The sequence below is a fragment of the Staphylococcus pasteuri genome (assembly GCF_030547725.1).
GTDB lineage: Bacteria > Bacillota > Bacilli > Staphylococcales > Staphylococcaceae > Staphylococcus > Staphylococcus pasteuri.
In genome coordinates this window covers 1-534 of the sequence record NZ_JAUOQO010000030.1, presented here as the reverse complement: position 1 = coordinate 534, position 534 = coordinate 1, and the positions used below count along the sequence as shown (strand labels likewise).

At 42.5% G+C, this 534-nt stretch carries 1 protein-coding gene; it reads right to left on the bottom strand.

Going from position 1 to position 534, the window contains the following annotated elements; genetic code table 11:
- Window positions 1–457, bottom strand: a 457-nt coding sequence (locus Q4528_RS12660; protein ID WP_303521812.1) for an RICIN domain-containing protein, incomplete at its 3' end; no start/stop codon positions are given.
- Window positions 458–534: the final 77 nt, after the last annotated feature.

Genomic DNA, 534 nt, shown 5'->3' with positions numbered 1-534 from the left:
CTTGTAGACTTGCGACTCTCCACAAATGACTTGGCCCAGAAGCTTCTAAGCTCGTGGCTCCTGCCGCCAGACATAGATTCGAATTATTCAGCATTATTTGCCCAGATGAGAGAATTTTAAAGTTTTGCATTATGCGACCATCGCACTCACGTATCATAAGAGCAGTTCCAGGCTGTGCCGTATTTCCAGACGCACTTACTGTTAAACACCTATTGTACTCTGGCATTTTTAACGTACTTCCTTCAACAACAAATTCCTGATCAGGTGAGTCGGGTTTACATGTATGCACCTGGAGTGGGTCTTCTATCTTTAAGTGGTCTCCCCAGCCAGCAACATCGAGACAGTAAAATTCCGGCTCATCAAGGGGCTCAACTAGCTTGATCACAAAAGTATCGGCACTGTAAGCCGAAGTGGTTATGAATACATTCATTAATACCGCATAAAATATTTTATTCACAAAGATCTCCTATATGAATTTCAAGAATATCTAGCGCTGCGTTAAGCGGCGAACAACGTGATTACAAAACCTAATTC